Annotated in this window: 19 protein-coding genes; 13 read left to right on the top strand and 6 right to left on the bottom strand. The window is 68.4% G+C overall.

The genetic code is table 11. The annotated features are described in order from the left end of the window. Positions 1 to 3: 3 nt before the first annotated feature. The 9 genes from BJ999_RS25825 (at position 4) to BJ999_RS25785 (ending at position 10,245) form a co-directional block, all read left to right on the top strand. The gene (locus tag BJ999_RS25825; RefSeq protein WP_179835680.1) at positions 4 to 972 is read left to right on the top strand and encodes a substrate-binding domain-containing protein; all 969 of its coding nucleotides are present in this window, start codon (positions 4 to 6) and stop codon (positions 970 to 972) included. Positions 973 to 989: 17 nt separating this feature from the next. Then, positions 990 to 1,850, top strand: coding sequence for an amidohydrolase family protein (locus tag BJ999_RS25820; RefSeq protein WP_179835679.1), 861 nt, complete (start codon positions 990 to 992; stop codon positions 1,848 to 1,850). Positions 1,851 to 2,001: 151 nt separating this feature from the next. Continuing rightward, positions 2,002 to 2,706, top strand: coding sequence for a GntR family transcriptional regulator (locus BJ999_RS25815; protein ID WP_179835678.1), 705 nt, complete (start codon positions 2,002 to 2,004; stop codon positions 2,704 to 2,706). After that, positions 2,706 to 4,292 carry a carboxylesterase/lipase family protein gene (locus BJ999_RS25810; protein ID WP_179835677.1) on the top strand — a complete coding sequence of 529 codons (1,587 nt, stop codon included), beginning with the start codon at positions 2,706 to 2,708 and terminating at the stop codon, positions 4,290 to 4,292. The genes BJ999_RS25815 and BJ999_RS25810 overlap by 1 nt, the downstream gene beginning before the upstream one ends. Before the next feature lie 116 nt (positions 4,293 to 4,408). Then, positions 4,409 to 5,266 (top strand): ABC transporter permease, encoded by an 858-nt coding sequence (locus BJ999_RS25805; RefSeq protein WP_179835676.1) that lies wholly within the window; start codon positions 4,409 to 4,411, stop codon positions 5,264 to 5,266. Between the two features lie 95 nt (positions 5,267 to 5,361). Next, on the top strand, positions 5,362 to 6,531 hold the full coding sequence (locus tag BJ999_RS25800) for a lactonase family protein (RefSeq protein ID WP_218935228.1): 1,170 nt from the start codon (positions 5,362 to 5,364) through the stop codon (positions 6,529 to 6,531). A gap of 369 nt (positions 6,532 to 6,900) precedes the next feature. After that, positions 6,901 to 7,980, top strand: a complete 1,080-nt coding sequence (locus tag BJ999_RS25795) for an ABC transporter substrate-binding protein (RefSeq protein WP_179835675.1) — start codon at positions 6,901 to 6,903, stop codon at positions 7,978 to 7,980. A gap of 169 nt (positions 7,981 to 8,149) precedes the next feature. Next, on the top strand, positions 8,150 to 10,033 hold the full coding sequence (locus BJ999_RS25790; protein WP_218935227.1) for a hypothetical protein: 1,884 nt from the start codon (positions 8,150 to 8,152) through the stop codon (positions 10,031 to 10,033). After that, on the top strand, positions 10,030 to 10,245 hold the full coding sequence (locus tag BJ999_RS25785; RefSeq protein WP_179835673.1) for a hypothetical protein: 216 nt from the start codon (positions 10,030 to 10,032) through the stop codon (positions 10,243 to 10,245). Before BJ999_RS25790 ends, BJ999_RS25785 begins: the two co-directional genes overlap by 4 nt. A 332-nt stretch (positions 10,246 to 10,577) precedes the next feature. On the opposite strand, the gene BJ999_RS25780 is transcribed toward BJ999_RS25785, so the two are convergent. Then, the gene (locus BJ999_RS25780; RefSeq protein WP_218935226.1) at positions 10,578 to 11,255 is read right to left on the bottom strand and encodes an alpha/beta fold hydrolase; all 678 of its coding nucleotides are present in this window, start codon (positions 11,253 to 11,255) and stop codon (positions 10,578 to 10,580) included. A 330-nt stretch (positions 11,256 to 11,585) separates the two neighbouring features. Between BJ999_RS25780 and BJ999_RS25775 the strand changes: the two genes are divergently transcribed. The 4 genes from BJ999_RS25775 to BJ999_RS25760 all read left to right on the top strand — a co-directional run bounded on the left by BJ999_RS25775 (position 11,586) and on the right by BJ999_RS25760 (position 17,886). Then, the gene (locus BJ999_RS25775) at positions 11,586 to 12,887 is read left to right on the top strand and encodes a tetratricopeptide repeat protein (RefSeq protein ID WP_179835672.1); all 1,302 of its coding nucleotides are present in this window, start codon (positions 11,586 to 11,588) and stop codon (positions 12,885 to 12,887) included. Positions 12,888 to 13,136: 249 nt separating this feature from the next. Beyond that, positions 13,137 to 13,259, top strand: coding sequence for a hypothetical protein (locus BJ999_RS43175; protein WP_268247877.1), 123 nt, complete (start codon positions 13,137 to 13,139; stop codon positions 13,257 to 13,259). Positions 13,260 to 13,970: 711 nt separating this feature from the next. Further along, the gene (locus BJ999_RS25770) at positions 13,971 to 15,518 is read left to right on the top strand and encodes a M4 family metallopeptidase (RefSeq protein WP_229810741.1); all 1,548 of its coding nucleotides are present in this window, start codon (positions 13,971 to 13,973) and stop codon (positions 15,516 to 15,518) included. Positions 15,519 to 16,245: 727 nt separating this feature from the next. Further along, entirely contained in the window at positions 16,246 to 17,886 is a 1,641-nt protein-coding gene (locus BJ999_RS25760) for a pyridoxal phosphate-dependent decarboxylase family protein (protein ID WP_229810742.1), read from the top strand. Positions 17,887 to 17,968: 82 nt separating this feature from the next. Here the strand turns inward: BJ999_RS25760 and BJ999_RS25755 are convergent, their stop codons facing one another. The 5 genes from BJ999_RS25755 to BJ999_RS25735 all read right to left on the bottom strand — a co-directional run bounded on the left by BJ999_RS25755 (position 17,969) and on the right by BJ999_RS25735 (position 20,961). Beyond that, positions 17,969 to 18,301 (bottom strand): hypothetical protein, encoded by a 333-nt coding sequence (locus tag BJ999_RS25755; RefSeq protein ID WP_179835671.1) that lies wholly within the window; start codon positions 18,299 to 18,301, stop codon positions 17,969 to 17,971. Next, positions 18,295 to 18,816, bottom strand: coding sequence for a hypothetical protein (locus BJ999_RS25750; RefSeq protein ID WP_179835670.1), 522 nt, complete (start codon positions 18,814 to 18,816; stop codon positions 18,295 to 18,297). The genes BJ999_RS25755 and BJ999_RS25750 overlap by 7 nt, the downstream gene beginning before the upstream one ends. A gap of 303 nt (positions 18,817 to 19,119) precedes the next feature. Continuing rightward, a complete protein-coding gene (locus tag BJ999_RS25745) occupies positions 19,120 to 19,578 on the bottom strand; it encodes a hypothetical protein (RefSeq protein ID WP_179835669.1) in 459 nt (152 codons plus the stop codon). A gap of 91 nt (positions 19,579 to 19,669) precedes the next feature. Next, positions 19,670 to 20,203, bottom strand: coding sequence for a hypothetical protein (locus BJ999_RS25740; RefSeq protein ID WP_179835668.1), 534 nt, complete (start codon positions 20,201 to 20,203; stop codon positions 19,670 to 19,672). Positions 20,204 to 20,211: 8 nt separating this feature from the next. Then, the gene (locus BJ999_RS25735) at positions 20,212 to 20,961 is read right to left on the bottom strand and encodes a hypothetical protein (protein ID WP_179835667.1); all 750 of its coding nucleotides are present in this window, start codon (positions 20,959 to 20,961) and stop codon (positions 20,212 to 20,214) included. Positions 20,962 to 21,758 lie beyond the last annotated feature (797 nt).

Here is a 21,758-nt window from a genome sequence, read left to right as displayed (position 1 = left end):
GCGATGGACAAGTTGACGGTCGCCTTCGGCGACTACCCCCACGCGTCCGGTCTCGACGTGGCGGGCTACCGGGTCGAGACGGTCGAGGTCCGGCCCATCATCGGCGCCTACCGGCGGATGATCCGCGACCTGGAGTTCGACGTGTGCGAGCTGGCGCCCGTGTCGTACCTCATGGCGGTGCAGGCGGGTGTGCCGCTCACCGCCGTCCCGGTGTTCCTCAACCGGCGGTTCCACCACGGCGATGTGCGATGCGCCGTCGACAGCGGCATCAGGGTGCCGCGCGACCTGGAGGGCCGCCGCGTAGGAGTCCGGGCGTACACGGTGAGCACCGGTGTATGGGTGCGCGGCATCCTCGCCGAGGAGTACGGGGTGAACGTCGGCGCGGTCACCTGGGTGGTCGACGACGAGGACCACATCGAGGGCCGTGCCCCGGCCAACGTGGAGCGGGTCGCCGGCGGACGCCCGCTCGGCGAACTGCTGCGGGCCGGCGAGATCGACGCCGCGTTCTCCGGCAACGCCGGCACCGGCCGTGCGGGCGCTCCTCGCGCGGGCTGGGCCGCCGCCGAGTCCGGGAGCGGTCCAGCCGACGACGGCCCCTACCCGCTCTTCTCCGACGCCGAGGTCCTCGGCGTGGACCACTATGTTCGCACCGGCGTCTACCCCCTGCACTCGGTCGTGGCGCTGCGCACCGAACTCGTCGGACGGGACCCGGAGCTGCCCACCAAGCTCTACACGGCACTGGTCGGCGCCAAGCGGCGCCAGGTCGCCGCCGACCCCGGCTGGACGACGCAGAAGCGCTTCGCCGAGCAGGCGGCCCAGATCAACGGTGACCCGGTGCCCTACGGCATCGCCCGCAACGAGCCGACCCTCGCCGCGCTCGTCGCCTACTCCCGCGAGCAGGGCCTGCTCGACGCCGGCTTCCCCGCCGACCCGAAGGCGCTCTTCGCCGCCGGTGACTACCCCGACGCCTGACTCGAAAGGACAACGACGTGGACGTCGTCGACGCGCACTGCCACATCATCTCCGCCGACCTGGCCGCCTACCCCAGGTCGCCGCTCGGCGGCAAACAGTCCGACTGGGCCGCGGCCCGGCCGGTGACGGCAGAGGGCATGGTGGCTCGCATGGACGAGACCGGCATCGCCCAGTCCGTCCTCGTGCAGGCCACCACGGCCTACGGGTACGACAACTCCTATGTGGTGGCCAGCACGCGCAAGGAGCCGGGGCGGTTCGCCGCGGTCGGCACCTTCGATCCGCTGCGGCCCGACGCCACCGCGGCTCTCGCGGAGGCCGTCGGCGCGGGCGGGCTCTCCGGTGTGCGGCTGTTCACGACCGGCAGCACGATTCAGACTCAGGGGGAGTGGTTCGCGGCCCCCGAGTCGTACGCCTTCTGGAGGCAGGCGCAGGCGTTGGACGTGCCGGTCTGCCTGCAGATGCGGCTCGGTCCGGCGACCGCACAGGCGGAGGAGGTCCTCGACCGATTCCCCGGCGTGCGGGTGCTGCTCGACCACATCGGCTACCCCGACATCGCCGCATCACCCGGCAAGGCGGGGGAGGAGGTGGCGGCGCTGGCCCGGCACGAGCGCCTCTACCTGAAGCTGACGCACCGCAACCTTGAGCGACTGAGGGACGTGGGGGAGCGGGCGGCCGAGTTCCTCGAACCGGTGGTCGGCGCCTTCGGCGCGGGCCGGATCGCGTGGGGCTCGAACTGCCCGGCGGCCGAGCAGTCATTGCCGGAGCTGCGGGCGCTCGCCGAGGACGTCCTCGCGCCCCTGCCCGAGGACGATCGCGCCGAGATCTTCGCCGGCACGGCGCGCCGCCTGTACCCGGGGCTCGGGGAGGGCGGTCAATGATCCGGCCGAAGCCCGCCGGGGGATGCGCGGGAGGGGCCTCCCTCGAACGGCACTGATCTGGGGCGAAAGCCGACCGCAGTGTGGGAGCGTCCCCACTCAGGCGGCAGCGGCCCGGCGGTGGCCGGCATGCGGAGACGAACGGGTGAACATGATGGATTCCAGCGAATACGACGACGTGGCAGAGCCGGGCCGCAACTCGCAGACCCGGCAGCACCAGGCGTACGAGGGCCTGCGCTCGCTGCTGCTGTCAGGCAGCATCGAGCCGGGCACGCGGCTGACCGAGGCCGACCTGACCAGGATGTTCAATGTCTCGCGCAGCACGATGCGGGCGGTACTGGTCAAGCTGGCGCAGGAGGGCTTCGTCACCAGCGAGGTCAACCGCGGCGTGCGCACACGCAGGTTCTCCGTAGAGGAGGCCCTCGACATCCTGGAGGCGCGCGAGACGCTGGAGTCCGCGCTCGCCGGCAAGGCGGCCGAACGGGCCACCGAGGAGGAGATCGACGCGCTGCGTCGCATCCTCGACGAGATGGCGGACTGCAAGGCCCGCGGCGACCAGACGGCGTACTCGCAGTGCAACCGTCGGTTCCACCAGCAGGTGAAGGAGGCCGCCCACCAGCGGACGCTGGCCAAGGCGTACGACACCCTGCTCTACCCACTGGTGATGCGGCAGTACCGCAACCTCTCCGCGCGGCACCCGCGCGGGGGGTCGCTGGAGGAGCACCAGGCCATCCTCATGGCGATCGTCACCCGCAATCCGGAGGCTGCCATCGCCGCGATGCGCCACCACGTGGCCTCGGCCCGCCGCGCCCTGCTGCTCCAGGCCGGCGAATCGACCGACGATCAAGGATCGACGTGATGAGGGATCCGGCCGCAACGGACTCGGGGCTGGTGGAGGGGATCAAGAGTCGGGATCGGTCGGTGACCGTCTTCCGCGGCATCCCTTACGCCACATCCCCGGTCGGGGACCTGCGCTGGCGGCCGCCGCGGCCGGCCGAGCCGTGGGAGGGCGTCCGCAGGGCGCACGCCTTCGGCCCGGTCTGCCCGCAGCCGCCGAGCGGCGAACTGGTCGGCCTCGACCTGCCGATGAGCGAGGACTGCCTGACCCTCAACGTGTGGACCGGCGCCGCGTCCCCCGAGGAGGAGCGGCCGGTGCTCGTGTGGATCCATGGCGGCGGATTCCGGCTCGGCACCGGCGCCGACCCCCGGTACGACGGCGTGAACCTGGCGCGCAAGGGCCTGGTCATCGTCACCTTCAACTACCGGCTCGGCGCGTTCGGCTTCCTCGCCTCCCCCGAGCTGAGCGCGGAGTCCGGGCACGGGGCCTCCGGTAACTACGGGCTGCTCGACGGCATCGCCGTCCTCAGGTGGGTCCAGCGCAACATCGCGGCGTTCGGCGGCGACCCGGGACGGGTGACGATCGCCGGGCAGTCGGCCGGCGCCGGCGCGGTCAACTTCCTGGCGATGTCGCCGCTGGCCCGGGGCCTGTTCCACCGCGCGATCGCGCAGAGCCACGCCCGCTACTCCCGCGACCCCGAGCTGCGCTACCTCTCGACGTCCTACCGGCTGCTGCACGACGCCGAGCAGGCGGGCGCCGCCTGGGCGAAGGAGCGCGGCACCAGGACGCTCGCCAAGCTGCGCGGGCTGCCGTGGCAGAAGCTGATGGGCGGCGGGGCCGTGGACACGGCCGTACCCACCGGCGGTTCCGGTAAGCCGCCGCTGTTCCGCCCTGTGGTGGACGGCTGGGTGCTCCCCGCCGGCTATGACGACACCTACGCCAAGGGGCTGCAGAACGACGTCCACTATCTGGCCGGCAACAACCTCGACGAGGGCGGCGCCGTCCCCGACGAGCTGTTCGCGGCGTACCGCTCGGAGGGCAAGAGAAGTCGGCGCCCGGGGATGCCGCCGGTGCATGTGACCCTGGATGCCTTCGTCGCGGCGGCGCACGAGAAGCTGGGCCCGCTCGCGGGGGAGTTCCTCGCGCTCTACCCCGCCGCGACCGACCAGGAGGCCGCGCGTTCCGGCAGCGAGGCGATCCGCGACAACGCCCGCATCTCCACCTACCTGTGGGCGGCGGACTGGTCCCGGCACACGACCCGGCCCATCCACACCTACTACTGGACGCACCGGTCCACCGCGCAGGGCCGCAACTTCCGGCGCGCCTCCCACGGCTCCGAGATCGACTTCGTCTTCGGCAACCTCGCCCGCGATGACGCCGAGTGGACCGCCGAGGACCGTGCGATCGCGGAGACCATGTCCACCTACTGGGCCAACTTCGTCGCCTCGGGCGACCCGAACGGCCCAGGACTCCCGCAATGGCCGGCCTACGCGCCGGACTCGGAGGCGGTGATGGAGGTCGGTGGCGCGTTCGGGCCGATCCCGGTCGCCGAACTGTCCCGATTCGCATTCTGGAAGCGCTTCTTCCAGACCCAGCAAGCCTGGTGACAGGAGATCACCGCCATACGGGTCCCGCGGCAGCCGCTGCCAGACCCGCCCGCGGACGACTGGACCAACGAGTACCTGCAGTAACGCTGCCGGACACGGAAAAGGAGGAGCGGACCATGGTGACTGCGACCAGAAGTGCGGAACGCACGGCCGAGGCGGCGACGAAGCCCCGGCGGCGGCAGAGCGAACGGTGGCGGGGCAGGGCCGCGGTGGTGCTGCTGCGGGTCGCGGTGATCGTCGTCGCCGGCGTCCTCTGGCAGTTGCTGAGCGGGCCGGTCCTGCCGGAATACGCGGTCAGCAAGCCGACGGACGTCGTGGACGCGCTGTGGAAGTTCCTCCAGTCCCCGCAGGGCTGGACCGACATCAAGACGACGTCGATCGAGATCCTGGCCGGCTTCGGCATCGGGGTGGTGCTGGGAACGGTGGCGGGCCTGGTGCTCGGCTCCTTCCGCCTTCTCGGACAGGTCCTGGAACCGCTGATCGCCGCGATCAACGGCATTCCCAAGATCGCTCTGGCGCCCCTCTTCCTGCTGTTCTTCGGCATCGGCATCTGGTCCAAGATCGCCATTGCGGTCACCGGAGTCTCGTTCGTGGTGTTCTACAACATCTATCTCGGGCTGCGGTTGCGGCAGCGCGAGCTCGTCGAGATCGTCCAGGTGATGGGCGGACGCAGGCACCACGTGCTCGGCTACGTCACGATTCCCACGCTGGCGGCGCCGTTCTTCGCCGCGCTGAAGACCAGCGGACCGCTCGCGATTCTGGGCGTCATCGGCGCCGAGTTCATCGCCTCCGCGGAAGGTGTCGGCCACGAGCTGTTCGTCGCCGCCAGCAACCTGGACGCGCCGAACGAGTTCGCAGGCCTCATCGTCCTGGTGGTCATGACGCTCATCCTCAACGGGATCCTGAGCTCGTTGGACGCCTACGCCCTGAAGAAGCTCGGCCTCGCAGGCCGCCGTCGCGGGCGCAAGAGCTGAGGCCGTAGCCCGGAGCAGGCCGTCACGATCGGCCTGCTCGTCGACACCTCCACTGTTCGCCTCTCGCGGCCGCAGGCCGAGCTGGGAGTCCCGTCATGTCCGATTCGTATCCGTCCCGGCGGAGCATCCTGGGGGCGGTGGCAGCGGCCGCCGCAACCCCCCTGCTGGCCGGCGTCCCGGCGGCCGAAGCCGCCGGCCCGTCCGGTAGAGCCGCCCGCCGGGACGACCTCGTGTTCGTCAGCCCGTGGAAAGGCACCCAGATCTACGGCGCCCGCTTCGACGCGCGCAGCGGCACCCTGACCTCGCTCGGCCCAGTCGGCGACGCTTCGTCAAACTGGACCACAGCGCATCCGGCGAGGCCCCTGCTGTACGTCGGCAGTAGCGAGGACGGCGGTATCGTCCACACCTATGCGATCGACCGGGCGAGCGGCAGGCTGACCCGGACTGGTACATCCATCCACACCGACGATGGCGGCACGGCCGGTGGAGGGATCTCCTACCTGGCCGTTGACGAGCCGTCGCACACGCTGCTGGTCGCCAACTTCGAGGTGGGCCTCGCGGCGTCCTTGCCGCTGTCGAAGGGCATGCCGGGGCGGCCGGTGTCGGTGGCCCAGGACAGCGGCAGCGGTCCGAACCCCCGCCAGAACGGTCCCCACGTCCATCATGTGACGATCGATTGGAGCGGACGCCACGCCCTGGTGGCCGACTTCGGCGCCGACCGCGTCTTCAACCACGGCTTCGACCGCTCGACAGGCGTCATCACGCCGGGCGCGGGTGCCTACGCGACCGCCCCAGGGTCCGGCCCGCGCCGCGTCCTGTTCCACCCCCGCCGTCGGACGGCGTACGTCCTGAACGAGCTGTCCGGCGACCTGGAGACACTCGACTGGGACCGCGGCACCCTTCATCCCCGCCAGCGTCTGATGCTCGACACCGATGGCTACACCGGCACCAAGAGTGGCGCCGAACTGGCTCTGAGCCGCGACGCCCGCTTCGTGTACGCCTCCAGCCGGGGAGAGCACACCCTGGTGGTGTTCGCCGTCGACGAGAGGTCAGGCCTGCTGAGGCTCGTCCAGCGCGTCCCCAGCGGGGGCATGAAACCCTGGAGCTTCTCTCTCCATCGCAGCGGCGACTGGCTCCTCGCCGCCAACCAGGCGAGCAACACCGTCACGGTCTTCGCCGTCGACCGCAGGTCGGGCACCCTCACCGCCGTCGGCGCCCCGGTCGCCTTCCCCGCGCCCGCATGCCTCACCTTCTTTGACCGATGAACCGAGCAGGGGGCGCCGCGGTGCGGCGGCGGTGCGGGGACCACCTGCTCCGACACCGGACGATGCACCGCGCGTTTGTCCAACAATCTGTCGAGTCCGACTTGGCAGGCTGGACTCCCAATGGGATACCACTTGTGATTGCTGGCGGTCACTGTTATGTTCGCCACACAATTTGTCGGACAATCCGCCTCCAGGTTGGGTGAGAGCGACCCGCCCACGAACGCCTCGGCGTCCGACTGGGCAAGCCGTTCGAATCCACCAGGGGCCGGGCGCGGACCCGCCGTCGCGAGCGCCGCCCAGGGCTCCCCTGACCCACCCAAGATCCGAAACGTCACTTCCCACCCCCGACTCTGGTGACAGGAGACCCTCATGACACATCGCAACACAGTTCCCGGCCGCGGCCCCATCGCCCCCGTCACCCGTCGCCGCGCGCGGATCATCGCGTCGGCGGCCGCTCTGGTGCTCGGCTCGGCCCTGCTGACCGCGTGCGGAGGCTCCGCAGACTCTGGCGGGGACGGCACGGTCACGGTCGGCAGCAACGGCAACATCTTCGACATGCCCCTGAAGCTGGCGGATTCCGCCGGCTACTTCCGCAAGCAGGGGCTGAAGGTCAAGTTCGTCACGACGACCGCGTCCACTGGAACCTCGGCGCTCCAGTCGGGCTCCGTCCAGTTCCTCAACAACAGCCCGACAGGCTTCACCTCCGCCCTCGCCAAGAAGGTCCCGGAGGTCGCGATAGCCGTGTCCGGCCTCGGGAATCCGCTCGGGCTCGTCGTCGGCAAGAAGTTCGCCACCGCGCACAAACTGACCGCCCAGACCCCCGCGGCGCAGGTCGCCCAGGCCCTGGCCGGCTCCAAAGGCGGTGTCAGCTCCGCCAACACCAAGGCCGAAGCCGGCCTGTTCCTCAAGGCGAACGGCGTCGACCCCGGCAAGGTGACATGGGTGACGCTGCCGAGCGCATCCGCGGACAAGGCCGCGCTCAACAGCGACCAGATCGACTGGTTCATCACCTCCGAGCCGATCCCGCTCCAAGTCCAGAACGAGGGCGAGGGCCTCGTGCTGGTGGATCCGCAGAAGGCCCCCATGTGGGCTGCCGCGCAGGCCGGATACGGAGAGGTCGTCGTAGCGACCAAGTCCTACCTGTCGGGGCACGCCGACACCGCCAAGAAGTTCGTCGCGGCCGTCCAGGAGGCGAACGCCTACCTGGCCGCCCACCAGGCCGACGCCACCGTGATGAGCGTGGCGAGGAAGGCGCAGCCCGGCGTCCCGGACCCGGTGCTGCAGAGCAGCATCGCGCTGGTCGAGTGGCCGAAGAGCGGAGCGATGGACGAGGCCGGATGGAACAAGACCCTCGCCTTCGTCAATTCGCTGGGGGCGCTGCCCGGCGGCACGAAGGTGACCACGGACGACTGGACCAACAAGTACCTGCCGGCCGGCGCCCAGTCGTGACACGGCGACCGCCTCCGGCCGCAATAGTCACCGCATCACCGCCCGCTGACGTTTCGATTCTGCTTGACGGTCGCATCGGGTGCGGCGAATGTCCCGGCGCGGCTGCGCGTACTTCGACCGGAAAGCTCGGGGGCCAAGCGAAAGGAATGGCAGAGCGATGGAGACCAGCATGAGACGCAGGACGTTTCTGACGGCCGGTGCGGCCGCGGTCGGCGCCACCCTGCTGCCCCAGCCCTTCTCCGTGGCGGCCGCCGCGGCCGGCAAGAAGGGCGTGATGCTGATGAACCGGATCGGACCGTCATCGTCAGATCTCTACATCTCCAACATCGACGGTACGAACGAGCGCAAACTGCTGGTGACCGCTGGATACGACTACCACGCCAGCGTCTCCGCCGACGGCCGATCGATCGTCTTCACCTCCGAACGGACGGGCGACGGCAATTCCTGCCTCTACCGTGCGCGTGTCGACGGGACGAACGTCCAGCGCCTGGTGGGGGGCTCGGCCATGGACGACTCCGGGGTCCTGTCACCGGACGGAACCCAGTTGGCGTTCGTCTCCACCCGCGGTGACCACAAGGCGCACATCTGGGTGCTGAACCTGCGCACCAATGCGCTGCGTTGTCTGACCAACGGTTCGGCGGTCGCCGGCGACCCGAGCCTTCCCGACGGTCACTTCCGGCCCGCCTGGTCGCCCGACGGCCGGTGGATCGCCTTCTCCAGCGATCGCAACACACCCTGGCGGGGGCATGACGACGGTCGCGGCTGGGAGCACACCCAGGAACTGGCCATCTACGTCATCCGGCCGGACGGCACCGGCTTCCGCCAGGTCGCGTCCCGGACGGGCTACTGCCTCGGCTCCCCGAAGTGGTCGCCGGACGGCCGCCGGATCGTCTTCTACGAGATCACGACCGAAGGGACCTGGCTCGCCCACCGCCCGGAGGGCATCGGGAAGGTCGAATCCCAGATCGTCTCGGTCGACGTCGCGACCGGTGCGCGCCTCGAACACACCTCAGGCCCCAACCTGAAGGTCTCCCCCCAGTACGTGAACGCCACCGAAATCGGCTACCTCGTCAAGGGCGGAGCAGAAGAGGGCTTGGCCTACGCCTCGGGCGGCCTGCCCTCGGTCAAGCGGCCGATGCGCTCCCCTGTCTGGACGCCGGACGGGAAATCGGTGATCTACCAGAAGGTCGGCTTCACGGCGCGCCCGGTCGACACGCCGCTCTACAGCTGGGACTCCAGCTGGGAGTACCGCCACTGCGACGTCTTCCCTGCCCTGTCGAGGCAGGGCCGTCTCGCGATCACCGAGAAGCAACTCGGTAACTCCTCGATCGTCACCCTGCGCCCGGACGGCTCCGACCGGCAGGTCGTCTTCGACAACGCCACGAGCGGCCTCGACCCGGTGCTGATAGCCAAGGGTCTGGCCGGCGCGTTCCGGCCCGCCTGGTCGCCGGACGGTGAATGGATCGCCTTCGGCCTGGGCGGCTGGTTCCAGGAACGCCGGGAGATGACGGCCGCGGTCGCGAGGGTGCGCAGCGACGGCTCGACATGGGAGAAGCTCACTGACGGCACGACCAACGCCGGCTTCCCGAGCTACTCGGCCGACGGCAACGAGATCGTCTACCGCGTCTGGGGCGAGGACACCAAGGGCCTGCGCATCCTCAACCTGGGCACCGGGGCGACGCGCGTCCTCACCGACGAGTACGACAACCTGCCCGACTGGTCCCCGGACGGCAAGCTCATCCTCTTCACCCGCAAAACGAGCGACACCGACTTCGACGTGTGCACCATCCGTCCCGACGGCACCGGCCTGCGCGTCCTGACCAGCAGCGGCTCCAACGACGGCCACGCCGTCTGGAACTATGACGGACGCATTCTGTACAACAGCGGGATGTACGGCTTCCGCCAAGAGGCCGCGCTGTACGACAACACCTTCCAGCCTTACGGGCAGATCTTCAGCATGAAGTCGGACGGCTCCGACAAGAGCATGCTGACGGACAGCCAATGGGAGGACTCGATGCCGCTCTATCTCACGCAGGACGTCCTTTCCCAGTGACGCGAGAATCGCTCTGTGCTCCTGCGGGCCATCCAAGGCGAAGGAGGCCAGGGGGCTTCCTGCTGACCACGTCGCTCGGCGCCATCGCCAGGACGGTCGGCTACAAGCACGGCGAGACACTGCACCGGCTCTTCGCCCGCCACCTGGCCACCACCCCCGAGCGCTACCGGCAGCACTTCGCGACGACCGCCCGCACGCCCCCAACGGCCTAGAACAACGATCCGTACAACGCGTGGTTATACGAGCGAGTCCGGCGTCCTCGCCGACCCGGGCTCGCCGACCCGGACGGCCCGGCGCAGGCGTTGCGGGACGGGCTGGATTGGAGGCCGGCGTCGCCGACGCGGCTCGTTGACGCCGGTCCCGGCCCCATAGGTGTTGGGAGGCTCGAACGCCTGCCCCCACGCCATGAGCCGTTCGCAGAGTTCTCAGCGATCCCGCCCACGACGCGGCGTCGCCACCGGGTGCGTAGAAGCCGTAGAAGGTGTCGAGGACGGTCGCGCCCGTCCCGCCGAGACGGCGACACAGAGGAGTGAGTGGCTGTGCGTCAGGCGGAGTCGGGCGGCAGTGCGCCGAGAACGGCCGCGAGGCTGTGCGGGTCGCGGCGGGCGATGTTGTGACCAACAGGAATTTCGTGAACCCGCCAGCCGGAGTCGTTGCGCAACCGTTCGGTCAGGTGCACGAACGGGCTGCCTTCCCACGCGCCACCGCTGATGAACGTTCGGCCGAGCGTGCGGCTGGAGTTGCCTTCCAGCCTGATCGACTGGATGAAGCTCGCCATTGGGTGCGGTCGTGCGCGAGGGTCGAGCCCATCAGGCACTGCGACCCAGCGACCGTCGGCGCGGGCGCCGGCTATGAACAACTCCCGGAAGCTGTCGCTGGTCAACGCCCAACACGAATCCCCGTCGTCCGGGACGTAGGCGTCGATGAAAACGAGCTGATCGAGGCGGTCGCTGAGCCGATCCGCGACACCAGCGATCACCATCCCGCCGTAGCTGTGCCCGCACAGTGCCAGGGGCGTCTCGTCGCTACGGTCAATGACCTCGGCTACCTGGTCGATATGGGTGTCGAGGTTCGGGGGACGGTCCACATCGACCGGGCTGTCCAACTCCAACCCTGACAGGGTCACCGCCTCAACATGGTGACCGTCTCGGTGCAGCTCAGCGGCCACCGAGTCGAACACCCATCCGCCCTGCCAGCCACCCGGCACCATCACGAACTTCACCGCGTCATCGTAGGTCAAGCAGAACCCGACGAGTACAGCTGGTGATCGCCCGCCTCGGCAACGCTCGGACTGGTTGCCCGTGCCAGCACCCGCCCACCGTGGACCCGCACTCCAGCCAGGTGCTGCGCGATCTGCCCATATTCGGCGTTATCAACGGCCTGTCCCACCGACCACCGTGTCCGCCGCCCCCGTGCAGATGCAGCCCTGGAGCCAGGCTTGCGAAGGCAGATGGAAACGGTCTGGAAACACGTCTGGCTGTTAGGTGTTGCCTGCCCGGGGTTCACCCATCCAACGGCGTGAGGTCCCAAACGCGACATCGGGAGGCAAGACATGCCCACTGAAACGGGACTTCGCTCCCTCGACCGGCGCGCCTTCCTTCGCGCCGCAACTCTGACCGTGGCCGCCAGCATGGCCGCCCCCTTCTGGAAGTCCACGCCGACAGCGGCGGCCACCGCAAACGACCCCGATCTGTTGTTCAAGGGCGGCAGCCTCGCTGCGGCCGAACGCGGCTACCGGCGGGCCCTTCGCAGCAATACCGGTGATTCACACGCCCTGGCCCAGATCGGTTACATCGCCCTGCTGTCCAACCGTTTCACCGATGCTGAGAGATACCTGTCGAAGGCCCTTGCTGCGCAACCTGATGACGTCGCTTCGGCTCAGCGGCTGGCCGAGTGCTTCGTCCGGCAGGACCGGATCTCTCGCGCGACGCCCCTGTTGAAAGGCACCGGCCGCCCGCGCGACACTGCGTTCGCCGAGTTGTACTCCAACATCACGGGCGCGCCCTGGCGCATCCGGGGCGCGCGGAGCACACGCATCCCCTTCATCACGCTGGACCCCGTGCCAGCAGTCGAGGCGAGCGTGAACGGCGGACGGGTCCAGCCGTTCTGGCTCGACACCTACGCCACTTTCGACCTGTCGCGGGAGGCGGCGGAGGAGGCCGGGCTGCGTGCGGTGACCACGATGTCGGGAGGAGTGGCCAACAACCAGCCGATCACCATCTGGCTGGGCGTCATGGACTCCTTCCGCATCGGCGACATAGAGATCCGCAATGTCCCGGTGCAGTGGAGCGATGCGAAACGGCCGTCACTGCCCGACGGCACCCCGGCGGCGGGCGCGTTCGGGACGACGCTGTTCTACCACTTCCTGACCACGATGGATTACGCCGGACGAGCCCTGATCTTGCGCCGCGAAACCGCCGAGTCGCGTCGGACGCGTGCAACGAGCCGGCTGCCGCTGTGGCTGGCCGGGGACCACTACCCCTGCACCTTGGGCAGCTTGGGCGGCTACGGGCCGCGCATGGTCACCGTCGATACCGGAGGTATCGGCAGCGGCGTCGACACCACGGTGGAGATCGCTGAACGGGCGGGCATCGCCGTGGACTACGACCACCCGCTTCCCCAGCCCGGCGGAACGCTCTATCCCATCACCGCCGACCGGATCAGCCTCGGTGAGGCGATCGGCCACAGCATTCGCGGCCGCGCAGCCGACAAGGTCTTCCCCGGCTTCCCAGGGCCCGGCCAATCCGCTCAGTTCGGTTTTGACCTGATCGCCAACTTCACCCACGAGTTCTTCAAACCCTTCGCCGTCACCTTTGACTACACCACCATGCACCTGTCCATAACCACCAAATGAAACGCCCTCAAAATTGTCCGCAGCCGTCCCCCTGCCGCTCGGCTGCGACGCCGTCGACGGGCACTGATCACTGCGCTGATGGGGGTCAGACGAAGCATCTTCTCAAGAGCGGCCTGCATGTCGACGAACGCTCTGATCGGCTCGCCGCCATCGGCGGAGCGAAGGACCAGGTCCTCCACCTCGGCGCGCAACTCCCCGGCCTGGCCGGAAGCGTCGGCCACGACCTGGCGCAGGTTCGCTTTGTCCAGGATGTCCGCCCACGATCTGCGCAATGCTGGTGATCTGAGCGCCTTCCGCTTTGAAGACCGCACCGCCCGCGGGCAGCGGAATCCGCTGGAGGCGCCCATCGCGGTGAACGTGACCGGCGACTGAGATCAGGCGATCCCTGATCACCTCACGGAACTCCAGGCGCGGGTGCCCCAGGCGGCCGAGGGGCCCGTCGATGGGGATCGGTCGCTCGGGGGTCACCAGTTCGATGCCGTAGTACCGGGCCTTGGCCACCGCGCCCCCGGTGAAGCCGCTGGAGGGGACCAGCACCATCTGGTCCAGTTCCAGCTCCGCCAGCTTGGTGCGTACCTGCTCTACCCAAGCGATGTCGTTCGCCCTGCGATGGTCGCGGCATTCGACACCGATCCGAAACTCCCTGCCCTGGCACGGCTGGTGATCAGCACATCGACCTCGCGTGGACCTGCGCCCGTGCGGTCGGGTGGCAACACCGACTCAGTCCCCGTGGCGTGCGCATCCACATGCGACCTGACGAAGTAGACGACCGCCTAGAAGTCGTTTGACGGGCCCAACCTTCGCTCACCGGGAGCCGTGCCGCCCGTAACTCCTGTAGGTCGAGCCGAATGCTGCTCACCAGGGAAGTTACCTCGCCTACAGTCTTTCAATTGATGGTTTGTGAAAATTCATGCTGCTTTGAATGCATTGACACCTTCCGGTCCAACAGGGTGCACTTCGGGACAGCTCATCCCGAATGAGTGACTCGTCCCCAATCCGGCCTGGCGACAAGGGCGTCGCGGAGCGCTCCCACCTGAGGCTTCGGACGCCCTGTGCCGCTGGGCCCGTGGAAGGAGCACCCCTGTGAGACACCAGACCGCGATCGGGGCGGCGGCGCTGGCGGCCGGCCTCGCCGTGGCGATGTCCGTCCCCGCCACAGGAGCGACCGCCCGCACCACCCCGGCCAAGCCGAACCCCCGCACGCTCGCGGCGGTCTCGGCCGACACCTTCGTGGCCGCCAAGCAGGCGGAGCTCATGAAGGCCCCGAAAGACAAGATCTTCCGCACGAACGTCACCTCGGGCCTGCGCGGCCTGCAGTACGTGGAGTACCAGCGCACCTACGACGGCCTGCCGGTCTTGGGCGGCGACATCGTCGTCACCACGAACGCCGACGGCGGTGTGCTGAGCACCTCGGTCAACCAGACCGCGACGCTCAACGTCGGCACCAAAGCGACGATCAAGGCGGCGCAGGCCGCCACGGTGTCGCGTGCCAAGGTCGCGAAGGTCGACACGGTCTCCACCCCCCGCCTCACCGTGCTGGCGGAGGGCAAAGGACGCCTGGTCTACGAAACGGTCGTCTCCGGTCACCAGAAGAAGGGCGAGACGAAGCTGCACGTGTTCGTCGACGCCAAGACCGGCAAGGTCGTCCGAACGTTCGATGACGTCCGCGACGCCGCCGATGACAGAAGCTTCTACCACGGCACGGTGGACCTGAGCACCGCGGCGACGTCCATGACCGACCCCTCGCGTCCCGGCCACCAGTGCGGCGGCCAGGGCGGCTCGGCCTACACCGGCACCGACAGCGCCTGGGGCAACGGCAGCGGGACGAACCTGGAGACCGGCTGCGTGGACGTGCTGTACGCGGTCCAGAAGGAATGGGACATGCTCAAGGCATGGCTCGGCCGCAACGGGACGAACGGCAACGGCCGCGGCTTCCCCTCGCGCGTGGGTCTGAACGACGTCAACGCCTACTGGAACGGCAGCTACACCAACTTCGGCCACAACCAGTCGAACACCAAGCTGGCCACGTCCGTCGACGTCGTCGGCCACGAGAACGGGCACGCAATCTTCCAGACCACGCCCGGCGGCGCCAGCGGCGGCAGCGGCAACGAGAAGGGCGGGATGAACGAGTCGGCCGGCGACATCTTCGGCGCGCTGACCGAGCACTACATGAATGAGCCCTCCACCTACGACCCGCCGGACTACCTGGTGGGCGAGGAGGTCGACCTGGTCGGCCAGGGCCCGATCCGCAACATGTACAACCCCTCGGCGCTGGGCGACCCGAACTGCTACTCGTCCTCGATCCCGAGCACCGAGGTGCACGCGGCGGCCGGCCCGCAGAACCACTGGTTCTATCTGCTGGCCGAGGGCTCGAACCCGACCAACGGCAACCCGACCAGCCCGACCTGCAACAACTCCAAGGTCACGGGCATCGGCATCCAGAAGGCCGGCCAGGTCTTCATGGGCGGCCTGAACCGCAAGGTGACGAGCTGGAGCCACGCCCGCGCCCGCGTCGCGACCCTCCAGGCGGCCAAGCAGCTGTTCCCCGGCTCGGCCACCGAATGCAACGCGGTGAAGGCCGCGTGGAGCGCCATCAACGTCCCCGCGCAGAGCGGCGAGCCGACCTGCTGAACCGTCCGACGGAGCACGTGGGACGTCACTAACGACCTCCCGGCACGCCCGGCGCGGGGCCGACCCGCACCGGGCATGCCCGGCTCTGCTGGGCGCCTTATCGCTGCTGAAGGCAGCTTGCGTTGCCGGCAGCGCCTCCAACATGGCCCGGCAGGGAATGGGCGCTTCGTCAACTGCCGCGCGTTCGAGCCCCCAACCACGCAGGGCTCAGTTCGGAACGCCTCGGCAGGTGGCGAGCATGATCTGCAGCGCGGTTCTCTCGGCGGGGTCGACGCTGAGCTAGTAGCGGCACTTCACGTCGGTCCAGGAGCGGGCGTAGGTGCAGTGGAAGGAGGCCAGCGGCGGTTTCCATAGGCCGGGTCCTTGTCGCCCTTGGCCTGGTTGAGGTCGTCGGTGACCGTCCACAACTGGGAGGAGGTCAGGTCGTTGGCGAAGGCGCGGCGCCGGGCGGTGGTCCAGGTTTTGCGCCTGAGCGCCAGGCCTGGGCGAGGGAGACCATGTGGTCGATGTCCAGGTCGTCGCACTGGGTCCAGGTCGCCCCGTCATAAAGGCTGGACCAGGTCCGCGACACGTCCTGGCATTCGGCGTTGGTGCGCACGTTATCGCCGTCTCACTTGAGGACGGGTTCGCGGGGGTTGCACGTCCCGGAGATGGTGATCCAGTGCGGGAACTTCGCGCGGTTGTAACCGTCCATGGATCCCTCGGGAGCCACGGTCGGCTCGGCCAGGTGGGCGCGGGCGGATCGCCCTCCGCCGGCGAGGTCCTGCTGTCCGAGAGGCCCACCACCTGGCGGCCCAGCCAGACGACGTCCTTGAGACTAGGAGGCCTCTCCAGCCACATCGTCACCGGCACAACCTTCATCCAGACCGACATCGGCGCTGAGCCACCGATCGAGGGAGTGCTGTTCACCGCGCTCAGCGGCGGCCGGGAGCCGTTCCACGGCGTGCGCCGCCCAGCCCTTGAACCCGCACTAGGCGAACAGCCCAGATCAAGGAAGCGTGGCCCGATGGATCTGAACAAGTGGCTGGCCGCGGCGGTCGCGTCGAACGCCGAGTGGAGTAAGACCTTCGGCCCCTTTGACCCGCACCCGGCGTTGGCCGTCGACGACAGCCGGTTCGCCGCCGCGTTCGAGACTTTCACCGAGCGGCTGAAGAACAACTATCCCTTCTTCCATCCCCGCTACGCGGGCCAGATGCGCAAGCCGCCCCACCCGGCAGCCGTGGTCGGCTACCTGACCGCGATGCTGATCAACCCCAACAATCATGCCTTGGACGGCGGGCCAGCCACCGCCACGATGGAGCGCGAGGTGGTCCAGCAACTGGCCACGATGTTCGGGTACGGCACCTACCTGGGGCACCTGACCACCAGCGGCACGATCGCCAACCTCGAAGCCCTCTTCGTGGCCCGCGAACTGCACCCCGAAAAGAGCATCGCCTACAGCACCGAGGCCCACTACACACACGGCCGAATGTGCAACGTCCTAGGGGTGGAGGGCTTTCCCGTACCCACCGACGCCCTTGGCCGCATGGACCTCGACGCGCTGGAGGAAGGACTTCGCGGCGGACAGGTCGGCACCGTCGTCCTCACCGCCGGGACGACAGGGCTCGGCGCCGTCGAACCGGTCCACGAAGCGCTGGCGCTGCGTGAGCAGTACGGCGTGCGGATTCACGTCGACGCCGCCTACGGCGGATTCTTCACCCTGCTGGCCGGTGCAGACGGCCCGGAGGAGCTGCCGGTTGAGCCCTGGCAGGCGGTCGCGAAGGCCGACTCTGTCGTGGTGGACCCGCACAAGCACGGTCTCCAACCGTACGGCTGCGGCGCCGTCCTCTTCCGTGACCCCTCCGTTGGCCGGTTCTACCTGCACGACTCGCCGTACACCTATTTCACCTCCGACGAACTGCACCTGGGCGAGATCAGCCTGGAGTCCTCCCGGGCGGGCGCCACAGCTGCCGCCTTGTGGCTCACTTTCCAGCTGCTGCCGCCTACCCGTGAAGGGCTGGGCCAAGTGCTGGCGGCCGGCCGTCGGGCGGCGCTGCAGTGGGCGGATCTGATTGAAAACTCCGAATACCTCGAGCTCTACCAGGCCCCGCAGCTCGACATCGTCAGCTACTTCCCAGTCACCGCTGGCCACGCCCTCTCGGCGATCGACGCGGCCAGCAACCGGATTCTGCACGAGGGGATGACCGACAGTCAGGACCCGATCTTCCTCAGCACAATCCGTCTGGACGCCGTTCGCTTCGCCGGCCACCCGGAGGTTGCCGCCGACGCCGCCGGCGCGCGTATCTTGCGCAGCGTGCTGATGAAACCCGAATTCGAGACCCACGTCGAGCACCTGCACCAGCGGCTGGAGGAACTCGCCCGCTCATGACCTGACGGCACTTGATGCTCTTCTCGACATCCAGCGGCGCACCGGGAAAGGGCCAGTAAGAGTACGTCTGACATGATGATTGCTACCTATGCCGCATTCGCCACCAGGCGACCCATAGGGCCAGCCGGACCGCCGCCGCCCTGCGGCCAGGCGCGACCAGCCGCGCACCTCGCCACAGCATGGCCGGCCCACCCGACACCTCCGTTCGGCCGTCGGAGAACACGGTGATCAGCAGCGGGCCTCCGCAGGGACGTCCGCCGAGAGGCCCGCCCAGTACAGGGAACTCGGTGGCTAGGTAGGGGTCACGACAGGAGCGGGCCAGCACGGGTGGTGCCAGGACGCTGGACAGCCGCGCAGCGATGGACGAGCAGCCGCCGCAGGCCCCGTCATAGATCACCGCGACCTCGGTCACCATGGGGTCAGCACGATTCCGGTGCCAAGCGCCGTCAGCATGGCAAGCGCGGTTCCTGCGGCGAGCAGCCCGCGGTGGGCGATCCAGCGATCTTCCCATCCTCCGTCGGCGCCGTGGCCGATGCTCGCGGCGGGCATGATCCAGCGGGCCAGGGCGAAGCCGGCTCCAGCTGCGAGGGCACCCGGGAACGGCAAGACCAGCAGGACGGCCAGCAGCACCAGATGGGGCAGAGCAGACGGCGAGTACGTGCGCATACCCGTCCCCATCTCGAAACCGAACTGAATCGGGCCCACAAGACGCCCGCGATGCTGCACCTCCTCCGGGACGAGGCGTTTGTTCTCGGGCACCGGCAGCTTCACCAGCCCCGTCTCACGCAGCAGGACGGCGAGGGCTGCCAGGCCGAACAGTCCCGCCCGCACAGAGAAGGGCAGCAGCGCCTGGACCAGGCCACCGAACACGGCAGTGATCAGGGCGACCAGCAACGCGCCGACCTGCAGGCCGAGGCCGAAGGCCAGCAAGGGACCGGAACCGCGCCAGACCGGCGCGCTCAGCAGGAATGCCGAGTTGCGGCTTCAAGTGGAGCCCGAGTTGGCGTAGCCGGCGTTGAGCCCCGCCCAGCAGAACGCCAGGAGCGCCGCGATACCCGCCGCCACTGGCCCTTGCCGATCTGGTCCGGCCGTGGCCAGCGCCGCCGGTACGGCGGCACCGGCCACGATCGGCACGGCGAGGCTGAGCGGGTCCAACAGGATGCGGCGGCACCACGGATGCTTGCCGACCGTGGATGCAGATGGCTCTGGACGAGTGGTCATTGGTGTTACCGCCTATCCCATCACGCCTACGAAGCAGACGGCGATGGTGAGGCCCGCGTATTCGTTGTCGGCCCAGGAGATGTGGGTCCAGGCGTCCGAGCACCGGAAAGTGTTGCCGTCAGGGGCCGACCATCGCCAGGAGTTCCTGCCGGCGCAGAAGCTCGGGGTGCGCTGAGCCCAGACAATCTCCCGGATCCCGTCGTGGGTGTATTCCCAGAACCCGTCGAAGTGGCGGCTGTCGTGATTGCAGGGTTTGCTGCCCACTCGCCAGCCTCCGACGCACATGTCCGGGTCCCCGGTCCACCAGTTCGATTTGGCAGGGGTGTAGGCGCCGATGCCGCCCCCTCCGCAGTGCGGGTCGAGCCACTCCGATGTCGGGGCCGGCTCGGCGCGGGCTGCGCGCCGGGAGGACACCCAGTCATAGGGAACCAACGTGGCCGCCAGCGCCGCGGCTCCCAGGCCCCTGATCATGGTTCGCCGTGACGCTGGAGGGTTGGGTATGAGGGCCCGGATCCTGCTCGGGACGGCGCCCTCCGGAGCGGTCTCCGCCATGGGGATCGAGTCAAAGCGCATGGTGACTCCCGGTGGGATCGGTTACCCGGGCAAGATCGGCGAGGAGGGCGGGGACGTCGGTGTCGGTGTAGACGAACCGGCGATCGGTCACGCGACCCGAAGTTCCGATCAGATAAAGGCAGGGGGTGTACCCCTCGGACAAGGCGGACCACATTCCGGGGTCCACGACGCACTCCAGCCCCGGAGCGTCGCCGAAGGTTCCGGCGGCGCCCTGCGAGGCGAAGAGCGCGACAAGCCGCGATCCGGCGAGATCGTGCGTGACGACGTATTCGGTGGCGGCCCGCCACACGACACCGCAGACGGAGCAGCCGTTGCTGAGCAGCATCACCAGCGTGGTCGTGGCGTTGCCGGTGGGCTGCAGAGCCTTGGGGGCGATCGGATGTTCGTCGATGAGCAGCGTGCTCCCGGGGTCGAGTGCCGTCCGCTCCAGCATGCGGAGCCTGGAGTAGACGGCGCCGACGGCCAGTATGGCGAAGGCGGAGACGAAGAGTGAGCAGAGGCTGAGGGTGGTCGGCAGGCTCATCATGTCCCTCACGCCGCCCAGATGACCTTCAGACCGGACAGCACGGTGTTGACGTGGTTCTTGTCCACGATGCTCTTGGGCGTGAGGCCGGGAGGTGGCTCGGGCCGGAAACTGACGTCGAACACCGCGGTCGAGTTGGCGAACATGTAGGACCACTCGAAGGGCGTCCCGGCCAGCTTGGCCGCCTGCTCCTCGCGGAGGTTCTGCCGGGTGCGCCAGACTTCGGCGTCCCCATGCTGCTGACCCCGCCAAACGGGGAGGTCGTCCCGTGCGCTCCTAGCGTCCCTGGCGATGACGGTCATGCGCGCGTCGGAGCCGACCAGCATTGTCCCGTGCTGCTGGATGTTCGTGGCGGGCCTCGCGGTCACCCGCGCACCGGTCGGCGAGTCGATGAACGTCAGCATCGAGACGATGCGGTTCAGCACCGCGGCCCTCGGCGGGGGACCTCCAAACCACGTGGTCGCCTCGTTGTAGGGACCTGCGAAGACGAGACAGCCATTCGAATGGTCCACTGCCTCGTAGACCACGATGTCGAAGCCGTTGCGGCGGTAAACCCGCTTGCTCGCCCCCGGCAGGATGTTGCTCGGGACGACTTCGTGCTGGCCTGCCTCCGCGAGGTGAAAACTTCGCAGGTAGTTGGGACCGCTGAACTTGGTCGCGCCGTACCAGCGCAGCGGTCCTGCCTCTGGTGGCAGCATCACCGACACGCGTGCGCCGTCTGCCGCCGCGCGGGCGACTTCAAAGAGAGGCGCCGTCATCGGCCTTCACTCCTTCCAGAATATTCCACGCATAACGTTCGATGTTGGACATATATGCCGCTTCAATCTCTACCGGTTTCTCGCCGGTGCGCCAGATGTCCGCTTCTCTTCCGGTTTATGGCCTATGACCCACGGTGCCGGAGTGGAATATCGATTGAGTACCCCGGAGCGTGACCTGTACACGCAGCAGGATGCACCGAGCGCCCCGTTCTGACTCCGCGACGGCTCTTAGTGTCCTGAGTCGTTAATTCACTCGCGAGAACGTGGCGCACATGAAGTCGGATGGCGGCGAATCAGCCGGATCTCCGATGGCATTAGGTCGTCAGGCGCCCGTCATCAGGACGGGGTTCAATGCCTCGCCGGCGTCATGGGTCTGGCCGATTTGGAGGCGCTTGAAGAGTTGGCCGAGCATGTGGTCGAACAGATGACGGAGGGTGGACGGTCGATCGCCTTGGCAACGGTCTCGCCCGAGCGGTCAGCGTTGGCGCCCTCGATATCCGGGACGGCCAGGAGCGCGTGGGCCTGCTCCCGGCCACCGACTACACCGCCCTGCAGGCGTGTCGAATTGTCCGGGTATTCACGCTTAAAGAATAATTTGTGCTATGAAAATTATCCCTGTCCGGCTCCGTTGGCGTTGAGATCACCTCAGGAAGCAGGCTTTGACGCGAACGAGGATGGGCCTTAGTCAAGCACTGACGCTCTCTATTCTCCCCCTGGGAATCCTAACGGAAGCCACGGCGGGAGGGTTGGGGGTTCCATAAATGGGGCACAGTAGGACAATAGCGGAGAAGGCTCGA

The organism is Actinomadura citrea (assembly GCF_013409045.1).
GTDB classification, from domain to species: Bacteria; Actinomycetota; Actinomycetes; order Streptosporangiales; family Streptosporangiaceae; genus Spirillospora; species Spirillospora citrea.
Note: the sequence above shows the minus strand (reverse complement) of the source record. Positions and strands in the feature narration are given on the sequence as shown.